Source organism: Amycolatopsis sp. H20-H5, assembly GCF_035828755.1.
Lineage (GTDB): Bacteria > Actinomycetota > Actinomycetes > Mycobacteriales > Pseudonocardiaceae > Amycolatopsis.
The window spans coordinates 1-13,774 of the sequence record NZ_JAYMZS010000177.1 but is presented as its reverse complement, the minus strand read 5'-3'; the positions used below and the strand labels follow the sequence as shown (position 1 = coordinate 13,774).

Annotated in this window: 14 protein-coding genes and 1 pseudogene; 8 read left to right on the top strand and 7 right to left on the bottom strand. The window is 69.1% G+C overall.

All coding sequences use genetic code 11. The annotated features are described in order from the left end of the window. Window positions 1-253, top strand: a pseudogene (locus QMK34_RS44395) (N-acetylglucosamine kinase); the annotation flags it as partial. A gap of 104 nt (window positions 254-357) precedes the next feature. Here QMK34_RS44395 and QMK34_RS44390 read toward each other — a convergent pair. Continuing rightward, entirely contained in the window at window positions 358-1,026 is a 669-nt protein-coding gene (locus tag QMK34_RS44390) for a DUF3159 domain-containing protein (protein WP_326420856.1), read from the bottom strand. Window positions 1,027-1,318: 292 nt separating this feature from the next. Here QMK34_RS44390 and QMK34_RS44385 point away from each other — a divergent pair, with 292 nt between their 5' ends. From QMK34_RS44385 to QMK34_RS44360, 6 genes are all read left to right on the top strand, one after another. Beyond that, on the top strand, window positions 1,319-2,242 hold the full coding sequence (locus QMK34_RS44385; protein WP_326420854.1) for an SGNH/GDSL hydrolase family protein: 924 nt from the start codon (window positions 1,319-1,321) through the stop codon (window positions 2,240-2,242). Window positions 2,243-2,383: 141 nt separating this feature from the next. Beyond that, window positions 2,384-3,148, top strand: coding sequence for an OmpA family protein (locus QMK34_RS44380; RefSeq protein WP_326420853.1), 765 nt, complete (start codon window positions 2,384-2,386; stop codon window positions 3,146-3,148). Window positions 3,149-3,153: 5 nt separating this feature from the next. Continuing rightward, window positions 3,154-3,579: a hypothetical protein gene (locus tag QMK34_RS44375; RefSeq protein WP_326420852.1), complete on the top strand. Its 426-nt coding sequence runs from the start codon at window positions 3,154-3,156 to the stop codon at window positions 3,577-3,579. Window positions 3,580-3,679: 100 nt separating this feature from the next. Beyond that, a complete protein-coding gene (locus QMK34_RS44370) occupies window positions 3,680-4,156 on the top strand; it encodes a DUF6932 family protein (RefSeq protein ID WP_326420851.1) in 477 nt (158 codons plus the stop codon). A gap of 7 nt (window positions 4,157-4,163) precedes the next feature. Next, window positions 4,164-5,048, top strand: coding sequence for a hypothetical protein (locus QMK34_RS44365; protein WP_326420850.1), 885 nt, complete (start codon window positions 4,164-4,166; stop codon window positions 5,046-5,048). A 242-nt stretch (window positions 5,049-5,290) separates the two neighbouring features. Beyond that, window positions 5,291-5,932 carry a DUF4190 domain-containing protein gene (locus QMK34_RS44360; RefSeq protein ID WP_326420849.1) on the top strand — a complete coding sequence of 214 codons (642 nt, stop codon included), beginning with the start codon at window positions 5,291-5,293 and terminating at the stop codon, window positions 5,930-5,932. A 186-nt stretch (window positions 5,933-6,118) separates the two neighbouring features. On the opposite strand, the gene QMK34_RS44355 is transcribed toward QMK34_RS44360, so the two are convergent. The 5 genes from QMK34_RS44355 to ectA form a co-directional block, all read right to left on the bottom strand. Then, a complete protein-coding gene (locus QMK34_RS44355) occupies window positions 6,119-8,917 on the bottom strand; it encodes an AfsR/SARP family transcriptional regulator (protein ID WP_326420858.1) in 2,799 nt (932 codons plus the stop codon). A 454-nt stretch (window positions 8,918-9,371) separates the two neighbouring features. After that, window positions 9,372-10,277, bottom strand: coding sequence for an ectoine hydroxylase (gene thpD, locus QMK34_RS44350; protein WP_326420848.1), 906 nt, complete (start codon window positions 10,275-10,277; stop codon window positions 9,372-9,374). A 35-nt stretch (window positions 10,278-10,312) separates the two neighbouring features. Beyond that, complete coding sequence (locus QMK34_RS44345) at window positions 10,313-10,702, bottom strand: ectoine synthase (protein ID WP_326420847.1); 390 nt, start codon at window positions 10,700-10,702, stop codon at window positions 10,313-10,315. 11 nt (window positions 10,703-10,713) lie between these two features. Next, window positions 10,714-11,964: a diaminobutyrate--2-oxoglutarate transaminase gene (gene ectB, locus QMK34_RS44340; RefSeq protein WP_326420846.1), complete on the bottom strand. Its 1,251-nt coding sequence runs from the start codon at window positions 11,962-11,964 to the stop codon at window positions 10,714-10,716. Window positions 11,965-11,995: 31 nt separating this feature from the next. Continuing rightward, window positions 11,996-12,508, bottom strand: a complete 513-nt coding sequence (ectA, locus tag QMK34_RS44335) for a diaminobutyrate acetyltransferase (RefSeq protein ID WP_326420845.1) — start codon at window positions 12,506-12,508, stop codon at window positions 11,996-11,998. Between the two features lie 226 nt (window positions 12,509-12,734). Here ectA and QMK34_RS44330 point away from each other — a divergent pair, with 226 nt between their 5' ends. Further along, a complete protein-coding gene (locus QMK34_RS44330) occupies window positions 12,735-13,142 on the top strand; it encodes a hypothetical protein (protein ID WP_326420844.1) in 408 nt (135 codons plus the stop codon). A gap of 120 nt (window positions 13,143-13,262) precedes the next feature. On the opposite strand, the gene QMK34_RS44325 is transcribed toward QMK34_RS44330, so the two are convergent. Continuing rightward, the coding region (locus QMK34_RS44325) for an ABC transporter permease (RefSeq protein WP_326420843.1) at window positions 13,263-13,774 on the bottom strand (512 nt) is incomplete at its 5' end.

The following is a 13,774-nucleotide window of genomic DNA, read 5'->3' as shown; positions in this document are numbered from 1 at the left end:
AGCGCGCGAAATCACCGCACGAGCCGCCGAACGGCTGGTGAGCATGGCGATGGCGGCGCGTGAACCCGGCGAGTCGACACCTCTGGTGCTCGTCGGCAGCGTTTTGTCGGAGGAGAGCCCGGTGGGCGCGCTGGTGCGGGCGGGGCTGCCCGGGTTCGACGTGCTGACCAGTTCGGACGGTGTACTCGGGGCGGCCTGGCTGGCCTCCGTGGACGCCTTCGGCGCGGCGGCCGTCCGGCCGCGTCGGTCGTGAGAATCAAAAGATGGAACGGAAGAGACCAAAACGTCGACTGAATCGCCACCGCCGGGTACGGTAGGCGACGGCCCCCGGACCCTCCCCCCTCGCCGGGGGCCGCCTTATTTCCTGGGTCCGTCTTCGGGAGCGGATTCCTTGGTCAGCCGCAATCCCGGGTGGTCCGAAGGCAGGGTGCGGTAGAGCACCCAGCCGCTCGCCGCGACCGTGAGCGCGACCAGCGGCCACGAAAGCAGGGTCCGCGCCACGCCGAGAGCGAGCACCTGCCCGCTCCACCACAGCGCGCCGTAGACGAGCACCCGCAGCGCGTACTGGCCGACCCAGACCCAGCTGGCCCGCGAGTAGGCCCGCAGCAGCTCGCGGTCGCGGCGCCAGCGGGTCTTCTGCCCGAGCACCACCCCGACCACGACGCCCAGCAGCGGCCACCGGGCGACGATGCTCGCCGCCCACAGCAGCGCGCTGGCCACATTGGACAGCAGCTGGATCAGGAAGAAATCCTCGGCGCGGCCGGTGTGCAGGGCGATCAGCGCGGCCGCGATGACGGCGGCGAGGCTCACCAGCACCGCTCGCGCCTTGCCCCCGCGTGTCACGCGGAACACGCCGAGCGCGGCGGCGACCACGATCGCGACACCCGCACCCCACCCGATCGAGTGGTCCGCGACGAGCCAGCCGACCACGAAGGCGGCGGGCGGGATACTCGCGTCGATGGCGCCCTGGCGGCCGCCGAGGATTTGCGCGAGCGACTCACGGGCGGGCACTGGTTCGTCGGTCACCCTGACAGCCTGCCGGATAGGGCGCCCTAACCACCCCGCCGGGGAGACGTTCGCCACACCGGCCGCCCGATTTACGCCTGCTCGGGCGAATTCCGCGAACACCTTCGTGAACTCCCGGTAATGAGGATGCGCAGGCAGCCGACAAGATAAGAGACTGTGACGTCGAGTTGAACCAGTGTGAAGTCCGGTTGAACCCCAGGTGTGGCCGGATGGGATTGCGGGGGCGTGCCCGGGTGTTAGTTGGGGTGTACAAGTACTCACCCGGGGCGCGAATCAGGAGAGGGGAGCCAGCGTGTACGGATTCGACAGCTATGTGGCGATCGGTGACAGCTTCACCGAAGGACTGAACGACGGGTTGCCGGACGGGACCTTCCGCGGCTGGGCGGACAGGCTGGCCGGGTTGCTGGCCGGGGGGCGATCGGAGTTCAAGTACGCCAACCTGTCCCTGCGGGGCAAAATGCTCGACGAGATCATCGACGAGCAGCTGCCGATCGCGCTGGAACTCAAACCCGACCTGGTCACGCTGTGTGCCGGGGGGAACGACATCATCGTGCCCGGAGCGGACGTCGACGCCGTCGCGGCGCGGTTCGAAGCGGGCGTGGCCGCCCTGCGGGCGGCCGGCATCCCGGTCCTCATTTTCAACGGCCCGGACACCAAACAGCTCTCGGTGATGCACGTGCTGCGCGGCAAGGTGGGCATCTACAACGCGCACCTCTGGGCGATCGCGGACCGCCACGGCGCGCGGATGGTCGACCTCTGGGCGATGGACCCGCTGCACGACCGGCGGGCCTGGAGCGGCGACCGGCTGCACTTCACCCCCGAAGCCCACCGGCGGATCGCGCTGCGCACCGCGGAGGTGCTGGGCGTGCCGGTGGACGGCGACTGGCGCGAGCCGTGGCCCGAGAGCGAAGAGCCGAGCACCTGGATCACCTCGCGCCGCTCCGATCTGGAGTGGACGAAGGTGCACCTGCTGCCCTGGATCCGCCGCCAGCTCAAGGGCGAGTCGATGGGCGACGGGCTCTCCCCGAAGCGCCCGGAACTGGCCCCGTTCCTCCCGATCGTCCCGGCAGAGGTGGCCACCGGGATCGAGCCGACGGTCGTGCCCGACCGCCCGGCCGACGCGATGATGACCGACATCGCGAGCTCCGCCCCCGCGAACTGGACGGCGGGCAGCCGCCTCGAAGGAGTCCAGCAGCCCCACGGCGGGCTCCGCTGAAAAGCCCGCAACCCGTACCCCGCAACTCGTCGACGAGTCGTGGTGTCTCGCGAGCAAGAGACCACGACTCGTCGACGAGTTGCGGGTGAGGGCTCGTTCGGCGGAGTCGCATCCTGCCGTTGACCGGCTTACAGTCCCTCTATGTCCGGTATACGCCTGTGGAGCCGGCTGGTTCCGATCGCGCTGCTGGTCACGGCCCTGCTGGCGGGGATCGTGACCTGGTCGCGGTCGGGCGGGATCGAGCAAGATCTCACCTCGCGCTCGCAGGCGGCCCTTGCCGCCGCCGGGCTGTCATCCGGACAGGTGACCTTCGACGGCCGTGACGCCACGCTCCGTGGTTTCCCGGCCAATCAGGCCCAGCGCGCGCTGCAGATCGTCCAGGACGTCCAAGGCGTGCGCGTCGCGGAGACCTCGGGGGACATCGCGGCGGCCGCGCCCACCACCGGCGGGCCCGCCACCACGGCCGACGCAGCGCCGTCGACCACCGAATCGACCCCGGCGACTTCGGCGCCGAGTGAGCCACCCGCCACCACGAGCACCCGCCCGACCGACCGGGCCGGGCTGCAGGCCGAGGTCGACCGGGTGGTGGCCGCCGCGCCGATCACCTTCCAGCCCGACAGCGCGAAGCTCACCCCGGAGGGTGAAAGCACGGCCCGCGAGCTCGCGCGGGTCTTCGCGGACGCGCCCGACGGCGTCCGGTTCCGGATCAGCGGGCACGTGGCGCGGGGACCCGGCGGCGAGAAGGCCGCGCTGAAACTGTCGCAGGATCGCGCCCGCGCGGTGGCTCGGCTGCTCGAAGCGGGCGGTGTACCCGCGAAACAGGTCGTGACGAAGGGATTCGGCGACTCGAAACCGACCTCGGCAGGCGAAGACCGCCGCGTCGAGATCACCGTCGAACAGGGGTGATGGCGATGCTTTGGCTCTTCGGGCAGATCTGGCTTTGGTTGCTCGTCGCTTTCCTGCTCGGCGCCGTGCTCACCTGGGCCGTGCTCACGCTCCTGCGCCGGGAAGGACGGCAGCCGGCCGAAGACTTACCCGAAAGGATGGACGACGAGCCGCCGCCCAGGTTCGCCGAAGACCCCGGCCCCACCGCAGAGAGCCAGGCCGAGAAGACGCAGCTCATCCCGGCGGCGCGAGTCGACGACTACGAGCAGGGCGACGGTTACGAGGACGAGCCCTACGAGCCGGCGGTGACCGGTCACCGCGAGGGCGTGCTGCCCCGGCCTCCGGGTGAACCCGAATGGCGGAACGAGCAGACCGGCGCCGAGGGCGAGCCCGCGTGGCCACGGCCCGAGGACCTGCCCGCCTCCGAGCACCGGCCGGGCCGCGGGGGCTGACACCCACCTGGTAAGTTCGGCTACGGACTGTGAGCGGGAGCCGACAGCGTTTTCACCGACGTTTCCTTGATCGGGAGCCCCAGGCAAGAAGGAGGCTCCGATGGCGCTCCCGCATTGGACGGCACAGAACCTGATGCCGCCGGGGCGGCATCAGGCGGACCTGGCCGACGTCTACGAGCGGCTCGTTTTCGACGCACCCCACCAGAACGATCGCGAGATCCTGTTCAGCGCGCTGAACAGCTATCTCGGCGTGGCGCGGCGCATCATGCCGACCGGGCGGGCCTGGATCGGCGGCGCGTTCGTGGCCCGCACCCACGATGTCCCCCAGGGGCTCGACGTGGTGCTCATGCCGGACGAGTGGGGTTCGCTCAAACGTCTCGACGACACCGGCCGCAACGCGTTGTACGGCCTGCTGACGCTGCGCGGGGTCATCGTCGGCCAGCCCGCGATGTACCTCGATCAGGTGCAACCCGTCGGGGGAATGCTGGACGGCTTCCTCTGCCGTCCCGGCGACGAAGACATCTGGGAGAGCGTGTGGTCAGAAGGCGGCAAGGGCTTCCCGGAAATGGTGTGGTGAGCACGCGATGAGGAACGAATTCCGTCGCATCGCCGACGAGATCCCCGGCGGCACCTGGCTCGACGACCTCGCCCGCGCGTCCGCGATGGCGGCGTACGCGAAGTTCGAACGGACCTCTCGGTCCCCGCTGCTGCACGTGTCGGTGATCGGCGAGACGCACATCGACGCGTACACCTTCTCCGACATCAGCCGCGCGCTCCAGGACGCCACGGCCAAGATCGGGCACATCATCCGCAACCCGGCGAACGAGGTGACCATCGTCCAGCCCGCCGACCGCGACAAGGCCCCGCTCATCCAGCGCGGCCAGGCCGGCAACGCGATCTTCTTCGGCTTCCCCGAGCCCGCCATCGACGACGCGCTGATCCACGACGGCCTGGAGACGCTCTCCGAGCGAGCGGTCAAGGAACTGTGCGACTTCCTGCCCGCGAACGGCTCCGACGACGGCGCGCTCGACGCGATCCTGTTGCAGCGCGACACCGTCCGCAACGCGGTCAGCGACATCGTCAACGCGGTCACCAAGCACACCGGCATCGGCATGGCGCTCACCCCGACCTCGGGCGAGGAGGTCACGCGCAGCATGACCACCGAGCAGGCCAAGGTGCTCAACAGCAGCCTGCGCGAGTCGCGCGAAGCGGTCGGCTACGAAACGGTGAGCGGCAGGCTCGACGGCGTCCGCACCCGGCGGCGGATCTTCTACCTCGAGCGCGAGGGCGGCGGGACGATCCAGGGCGCGGTGGCGCCGGATCTGCTCGACGAGATCAAGGAGAACCTCGACCGCCCGGTCACCGCCCGGCTACGCGTGGTGCGCACGACGACCATTGACGGCAGGCGCGGCCGCCCGGTGCACGAATTGCTCGAGATCACCCCGGAAGTCAACCTGTTCGATCAGTGACAGGGTATCGGCACTACGTATAACGTGTTCGCGGTGCGGGCGTACACGTCCGCTCACGGTGCGCAGTTGCCCGTTTTTCGGCGAATTGTTTCCCCAACGCCACTTTTCGACGCGATTTCGTCAATAACTCGCGAATGTGGGCCGGAAATGGTGGGACAATGACTTTTTCCAGTAGGTAACGATTTCGTCCGCACGGCTCGGAGTGGGTTAACGTCGTCGAACTCACCGCTGAAAGGGCCTGCATGCCGACCGAGCCGCACTTTCCGCTCCCGCCCGCCGCACGGCACGGGCGGACCGCTATGTCCTCGCGGCCGCCACAGCCGAAGAACGGATTGGGCACCGCCGGATTCATCGTCGGCCTGGTCGGCCTAGTGGTGGCCGTCCTCCCACTGCTCGGGATCGTCGGGTCACCGCTGGTAATTATCGGACTCGTGCTTTCACTACTCGGCCTGAAGAAAGTCAGGAAGGGTCTCGCGAACAACAAGGGAATGGCGATCACCGGGATCGTGCTTTCCATGATCGGCATCCTGGTCTGCGCGGGCTGGCTGGTGTTCACCTTTTTCATCGCCGACAAGCTCGGTGGTGGCGCCCTGCACCTGCCTGCCCTGCCCGGCGACAAGCACCAGGTCGAGTTCATGGTCACGTCGTCCGGCGGCGCCACCGTGCGCTACGGCAGCTTCAGCGACCAGCGGACCGAGACGGCCCCCGCGAGCACCGACGCGTGGCGGGCCGAGGCGTCCTACAACAGTGGTTCGTACGTGCTCTCGCTGACCGCGGACTCGAGGAACACCGGCACGATCAGCTGCTCGATCCTCGTCGACGGCAAGAGCGTCGCGGACAACAGCGGGAGCACCATCGCGCTCTGCACGGCCAACCTGGGCTGAGCCAGGGCCTGGCTGCCGGCAAGCGCACCCCAGTCGGCGCCGGCCGGCAGCCACGAGCCGCTCCTGGCGACTCCAACGCCGGCTTCACTGCATGCCGCTCCCCTAGGGCCCCACCGACGCAGGCGGGAATTTACGGGGAAATCCGTGCGTGCCGCTAAGAATCCACTAAGCGTGCGCGAACCTGCGCTATCCCAGCGCTAAGAGCTCGGCCCGGACATCGCCGGCCAGCTGCGGATGAGCCTGCTCGTAGATCCGGAGTGCGAGCGTGAGCTGCTCCCGCGCGGCCTCGACGACGCCCTTCGCGAGGAACACCCGGCCCAGCGTAAGCCTCGAAACGCCCTCCTGCAGAAGGAACTGCCTGCTGACGGACAGGCCGACCGCCTCGAGCGCGTACCGCTCGGCGGTTTCGAGCTCGCCGATCCGCCGGTGCAGCTCGGCGAGGTTGTCGACCGAGACCGCCACGTAACTGTCTTCACCGAGCTCACGGTCGATCTCCAGCGACGCCAGCTGGTGCGCGATCGCCTCGGGATACCGGCCCTGGCGCTTCTCCGCCTCGGCGCAGTTGTTCAGCGCGTGCCCGCGCAGCACCTGGTCGTCGATGAGCTCGGTGTCCTCGACGGCCTGCCGCAGCTTGGCGAGCCCCTCGGTGTGCCGCCCGAGCTGGCCCAGCGCGCTGCCCAGCTGGACGTTCGCCAAGGTCATCAGCCGTTTGTCGCCGAGCCCAGTGGCCAGCGTGAGCGTGCGTTCGGCGGCGTCGAGACAGCCGTCCGGGAGGCGGAACGTCATCGCGATCGTGCACCGCGCGGTGAGCATCCAATACTGGCCGAGCACGCCGCCGCTGGCTTCCGCGGCGGTGACGCCAAGGTCGACCAGCCGGGTCCACTCGTCCAGCAGCGGGGAAACCGCGCGGTAGGTGTGCGCGATCCTGGCCAGCCGCCAGACGTCGTCGTAGAGCCCGGCGCGATGCGCGGCCTGCAGCACTTCGAGCAGGTTGGCCCACTCGGCGGCGAACCAGGCCTTCGCCGAGTCGAACCCGTCGAACGGCGGGACTGCGTCGTCGGCGAGCGTCCTCGTGAAGTCGATCGGGTCCACCACCTGCAAAAGGTGACGGCGAGCGCGGTCCGCGGCCGCTTGGTAGTAGCGGATCGTCCTGGCCAGTATCTCGTCACGCGCCTCGGCGCCGAGCTCGCGCTCGGACCGCTGGCGCAGGTAGAGCCCGACGAGGTCGTGCGCGATGAAGACGTCCTTCGAGGTCTCCATGGCCAGGCTGTGCGCGGCGAGCACCCGCATCCGCCGCCGCGCCTCCGGCACGTCGATCCCGCAGACGGCGGCGGCCAGGTAGGGCCCGCCGGACGCACAGGGCACCACGGACAGCTCCAGCGCTGTCTTGGCGAGGGCCGGGGGCAGCACGCGGAAGGAGGCGTCGAGAGCGGCGCTGACACCGGCGTCGCCGCCGTCGGCGTCCTCGACGTCGAGGGTGGCCAGCCTGGTCCGCTCGTTGCCCAGCTCCTCGACCAGGTCGCTCGTTGTCCACTGTGGACTCGCGGCGAGCCGGGCGCCGGCGATCCTCAGCGCGAGCGGGAGGTAGCCGCAGAGCCGGGCCAGCGCGTGGTTGAGGTCGAAGTGCGCCGGACCGGCGTACTCCTCAATGAGCCGCACGGCGTCTTCGGGCGCGAGCGTGCCGAGCGTGCGGATCCTGGCCATGTTCGACACCGCGAGCCCGTCGAGCCGCGAGCGGCTGGTCACCACGGTCATCGAGCGCGGGCTGGGCGGCAGCAGCGGGCGGACCTGGTCGGCGGTGCGGGCGTCGTCGAGCAGCACCAGCATCCGGCGCCCGGCAATCAGCGAGCGGTACAGCGCGACCCGCTCGTTCACCTGATCGGGGACCTCGGAGGTGGGCACCCCCAGCCCGAGCAGGAACTGGGTGAGCAGCTCGGCGGACTCCAGCGGCGGATGGTGGGTGTCGAACCCGCGCAGGGACGCGAAGAGGATCCCGTCCGGGAACTGGCGCGCGACGTGGTGCGCCCAGCGGATCACCAGCGCGCTCTTGCCGATACCGGCGCTGCCGGTGACGACGGCGACCGGGTTTTCGCTGCTGTCGGTGCGCAGCAGCAGCTCGTCGAGCCAGGCGAGGTCGGCCTGGCGGCCGGACAGGACCGGGACGGCGGCGGGCAGCTGGGCCGGGACGGCGTCGAACCGCGCGCCGAACGCGGGCTCCGCGGCGACCCGCGCGGGCAGGTCGTCGTTGAGCATCCGATCGTGCAGCCAGCGCAGCTCGGACCCCGGCTCGACGCCGACGTCGTCGCGCGCGGCCCTGGCGACCAGGCGGTACAGCGTGAGCGCGTCGCTGCGGCGACCGGCGTGGTACAGCGCGCGCATGAGCTGACCGGCCGTGCGCTCACCGAGCGGATCGACCCTGACCAGCGGGCTGAGCTCGACGATCAGCTCGTCGTAACGGCCGAGTTCGAGGTCGGCGTCGACCCGGGCGGCGTGCACGACGACGCGGAGATCGTCGAGCTCCGGCGCGCGGACGGACCCCGGCACCCCGGCGAGCGCGGGCCCCTGCCACAGCGCGAGCGCCTCGCCGAGCACCGCGGCCGCGGCGTCGGGCGGCAGGTCCGCGGCCCGTTCGAGCATCGCGCGGGCCCGGTTGACGTCGATGGCGAGCGGGTCGGCCTCGAGCCGGTAGCCGGGCGGCGCGGTGAGGATGCGGGCGCCGGATTCGTCCTGTCCCGGCAGCGTTCGCAGCACGCGGCGCAGGTGGGAGACGTTGCCATGGACGATGGTCCTGGCGGTGACGGGTGGATCGTGGCCCCACAGCGCGTCGATGATCTCGTCGAGCGCGACCACCTTGTTGACGTTGAGCGCCAGCAGGGCCAGCAGGCCACGGACCCCCGGGCCGCCGATCGGGACGGGGCGGCTTTCGTCGAGCACCTGGACGGGCCCGAGCAGCCGGATACTCGCCCTCGAGCCGTTTTCGGCCACGCTGACGCCCACCTCCGATCTCCCCCAACCGGAAAGCCAACTTACCGTATTTCTCACGCGCTTTCCGGCCCGTGCGGCTGTTGGTCCCTGAAGGCCACCATGAGGGACTCAGACGCCCTCATGGTGGCCTTCAGGGACAGTCGACGAGGAGCCGCGGCGGGACAGACCGGGGGCAGAGACAAGTAGAGCCCCGCATCATCAGTCCCGATCTGATGGTGCGGGGCCTTACTCGGTGATGCCCGCCGGTGAACCGCGGAAGGGCGGATCGCCGGAAACATCGCGCTGCCAACGACTGTGCGGGGGGCTCACCCCGAGCAGGAACCCGGACTGTCGTCGGCAACATCTCCACCGCTGGCGTCACAACGCCGTTGCGGTGGCGACAAGGTAACAGGCTGCGGCGGATCGGCTACAGCCGACCCGCCGCTCGCGAAGCGCGACCTGGTCACATCCACGGCTACCTGGTCAACGGCGTGAAATCGCGCCCGGCGATGAAGCTCGGCCGGGGCGAACCGGCCGCGAACGGCTCAACCAAGGGGTTTTCGACGCTGTTGAACACCAGGAAAATATTCGATCGCGGGTACGGGGTGATGTTGTTCCCCGAGCCGTGCAGGATGTTCGAGTCGAACCAGAGCGCCGATCCGGACTGGCCGGTGAACTGGTCGATGCCATATTCGGCCGCCATCGCGACGATGTCGCCCTCGGCGGGCACCCCGGCACGTTGTTCCTTCAGGGAGCTCTTGTAGTTCTCCGAGGGCGTCTCACCGGCGCACTGCACGAACGTCCGCTGCGAGCCGGGCATGATCATCAGCCCGCCGTTGAACGGGTAGTTGTCCGTCAGCGCGATCGAGCAGCTGACCGCGCGGGGCGACGGCATGCCGTCCTCCGCGTGCCAGGTCTCGAAGTCCGAGTGCCAGTAGAAACCGGTGCCCTTGAACCCTGGCATGTAGTTCACCCGGGTCTGGTGCAGATAGACCTCGGAGCCCAGCAGCTGGCGGGCCCGGCCGAGCACGCGGGGGTCACGCACCAGCTCGGCGACGAGACCGGACAGCTCGTGGACGTCGAAGACCGACCGGACCTCGCCGGTCCTGGCCTCGGTGATCACCCGTTCGTCCGTACGCAATCGCTCGTCCGAGGACAGGCGCACCAGCTCCTGCCAGTACGTCTGCACCTCACCGGGCGAGAGGAGCTGGTCGACGACCGAGTAGCCGGTGGCGTCGTGGCTGGCGAGGGTCGCGGCGTCGATCGGGCCGTCGGCCTCGGTGCCCCACACGGTCGGGTGAGCGCGAGGCAGGTGTTCGGGTGTGCCGGAGATCCGGGTCGGGTACGACGTGTCGTCGACCCGGGTTTCCGTCGTCGTCAAGGTGCTCACCTCCTCGAGAGCGCGTCGTGCGGGGTTCAGTCCTCGGTCACCAGCGGGTACACGCCGTTCTCGTCGTGCACCTCGCGGCCGGTGACGGGCGGGTTGAACACGCAGACGCACTTGATCTCGGTCTTGGGCCGGACCTGGTGCTTGTCGTGGTCGTTGAGCAGGTAGAGCGTGCCCGGCTTCAGCGGGTAGACCTTGCCCGTGGCCTTGTCCTCGATCTCCCCCTCGCCGGAGGTGATGAAGACGGCCTCGATGTGGTTGGCGTACCAGAAGTCGCTGATCGTCCCCGCGTAGAGCGTGGTCTCGTGCACCGAGAAACCGACACCCTCCTTCGCCAGGATGATGCGCTTGCTGCGCCAGTTCTCCGTCTTGATGTCGGAATCGGTGTCGGTGACCTCGTCAAGGGTGCGAACGAGCACAGTCGATCTCCTTATTTCAACACTGTGGCGATGGACTCGTCGATGATCGAGAGCCCCTGGGTCAGTTCGTCGTCGGACAGGGTCAGCGGCGGCAGCAGCTTCATGACCTCGCCGTCGGGCCCGGAGGTCTCCATCAGCAGCCCGCGCTCGAACGCGGCGCGGCACACGTTGCCCGCGAGGTCGCCATTGGCGAACTCGAGCCCGCGCGCGAGGCCGCGACCCTTGTTCAGCAGGTTGGCCTCGGGGTACGCCTCGACGAGGCCCTTGAAGGCGGAGCCGATGCGCTCGCCCTTCGCCTTGGTGGCCTTCTCCAGCTCGTCGTCGCTCCAGTAGACGCGTAGCGCCTCGGTGGCGGTGACGAACGCGGGGTTGATGCCGCGGAACGTGCCGTTGTGCTCGCCGGGCTCCCAGACGTCGAGCTCCGGCTTGATCAGCGTCAGCGCCATCGGGATGCCGTAGCCGCTGATGGACTTCGACAGGCAGACGATGTCCGGCTTGATCCCGGCGTCCTCGAAGCTGAAGAACGCGCCGGTGCGGCCGCAGCCCATCTGGACGTCGTCGAGGATCAGCAGGATGCCGTGGCGTTTGCACAGGTCGTCGAGGGCCTTGAGCCACTCGAGGCGCGCGGCGTTGATGCCGCCCTCGCCCTGGATGCCCTCGACGATCACCGCGGCGGGCTCGTTCAGCCCGCTGCCGGAGTCGCCGAGAAGCTTCTCGAAGTACATGAAGTCGGGCATGGCGCCGTCGAAGTAGTTGTCGTACGGCATCGGCGTGGCGTGGACCAGCGGGATGCCCGCGGCGCCGCGCTTCATCGAGTTGCCCGTCACCGACAGCGCGCCCAGGGTCATCCCGTGGAAGGCGTTGGTGAAGTTGATGACCGATTCCTTGCCGGTGACCTTGCGGGCCAGCTTCAGCGCGGCCTCGACCGCGTTGGCGCCGCCGGGGCCGGGGAAGACGACCTTGTAGTCGAGATCCCTCGGCCCGAGGATCTTCTCCTTGAACGTCTCCAGGAAGTCGCGCTTGGCGACGGTGTACATGTCCAGCGAGTGCGTGACGCCGTCGCGGGAGATGTAGTCGATCAGGGCCTGCTTGAGCGCGGGGTTGTTGTGCCCGTAGTTGAGCGCGCCCGCGCCGGCGAAGAAGTCGAGGTACGGCTTGCCGTCCTCGCTGTGGAGGTAGCTGCCTGCCGCCCTGTCGAACACGACCGGCCAGCCGCGGGAGTAACTGCGTACTTCAGATTCAAGTTCTTCGAAGATGTTCATAACGTTTTGTTTCTCCTACTCGCCCCGGTATTTACGCGTCTTGAGGACTCGTCAGCGGCCCGATGCGGTAGAGATCCTCGGGCGCGTGACCGCCTTCACCGTCATCCGGGAAATCCGTCGCACTGAACAGTTCCGCGCTTTCCAGCGTGGCGTTCCACCGTTTGGCGAACGATCCGAACAACCGGATGGACGCCTCGTTGTCGGCCGTGATGGTGGTCTCCAGGTACCGCACCCCCGCACCGGTGAGCCGGGTGAACAGCTCGTCGAGCAGGCTTCCGGCCAGCCCTTTCCCTCGCTGGGAGGAGTCGACCGCCACCTGCCAGACCAGCGCCGTGTCGGGCGCGGCGGGCTTGCGGTAGGCGATCACGAAACCGACCGCCGCGTCATCGACCTTCGCCACCACGGAGCTGTCGGCGAAATCGTTACACCACAACAGATAAGCGTAGGGCGAGTTGAGGTCGAGCTTCTGGGAATCGCGGGCGATGCGCCAGAGCGCGGCACCATCGGCCTTGGTCGGCGATTCGATCAAGTGCTTTCCGGACATGTTTGTGAAAAGTAACAGAGACTCCACCCGACGGCAGATCCCGCGATCACCGTCAGCCCCGCTACCAGGGCAAACCCGGGATCACGCGTGACATGGCCAACACAAATGTTTGAAACATGACACAATGGGGCAACGCGCTGGAGCCGTGCCCTCGCTGCGTGCGACGATACCGGGTCGGCGTGGAAACGCAGTGTGAGTGCGCGGGCACCCTCGTTAGAGTGACGCGGTGACCGTCGCCAAGGAGTTCCACCGGGCCTGCTTCCAGGTCGCCAGGGCGACGGGCCGGGAGCTCACCGCGTTCACCGACACCGGCGGCCGTGTCGCACCGGACTTCCACCAGGCGATCCTCTCCCGCCACGAGCACTCGATCGCGGTGCTGCGCAGCCGGCGGTTCGCCGCGCTCACCTTCACCGAGCCGCAGGACCCGGCGACGTTCCCCAAGACGTTCGTGGACGCACCCGAACTGGCCGAGGCGTTCCTGGAGATCCTCGACGTCCGCGTGCTGAGCGCCGACGAGCTGGCCCGCGACTTCGGCAAGCAGGCCCGTGCCGAGTTCCCCCACCTCGACCCGAACGACCTCGCCTACTGGCGCCCCGGCACGCTCGGCGAAGCCCTCTTCACCCACTGGGACTGATCAGCACCCAGCGGCGTCGTCCCGCGCGAATCGTGAACCTGGATGCCCCTGAAGGCCACCTTCACGGCGTAAAACGCGGTGAAGGTGGCCTTCAGGGGCACTCGGGAAAGCCGCGCGTGGTTAGCCGCGCAGGGCCTCCACGGGCTCGATCGACGCGGCCCGCAGGGCTGGGTAGGCCCCGGCGAGCAGGCCGACCACCGCCCCGACCAGGGGTGCCGGGAGGACCGCGAGCGGGTCGAGCACCGCCGTCCAGTCCCTGGTCAGCGCGACGATCACGACGGTGAGCACGCCGAGGCTGGCCCCCACGAGCCCGCCGATGAAGCCGAGCACGGCCGACTCGGTGACGAACTGGGCGGCGATGTGCCTGCGCCGGGCGCCCAGCGCTCGCCGGAGACCGATCTCGCCCGCTCGCTCCATCACCGACACCAGCGTCGTGTTGGCGATGCCGACCGCGCCGATCACCAGCGCCAGCCCGGCCAGCAGCAGGAACAGGCTGTCCACGACGCCGGTCACGCTGTCCCGGAGCGACCTCGGATCCGGCGGGGCCGCCGCGGAGAGCAGCTGCGGCGCGTCCGGGCGCAGGGCGAGCGGCGCCTGCGCGGCGACGATCTGCGCGCTGCCGAGGTGGGTCT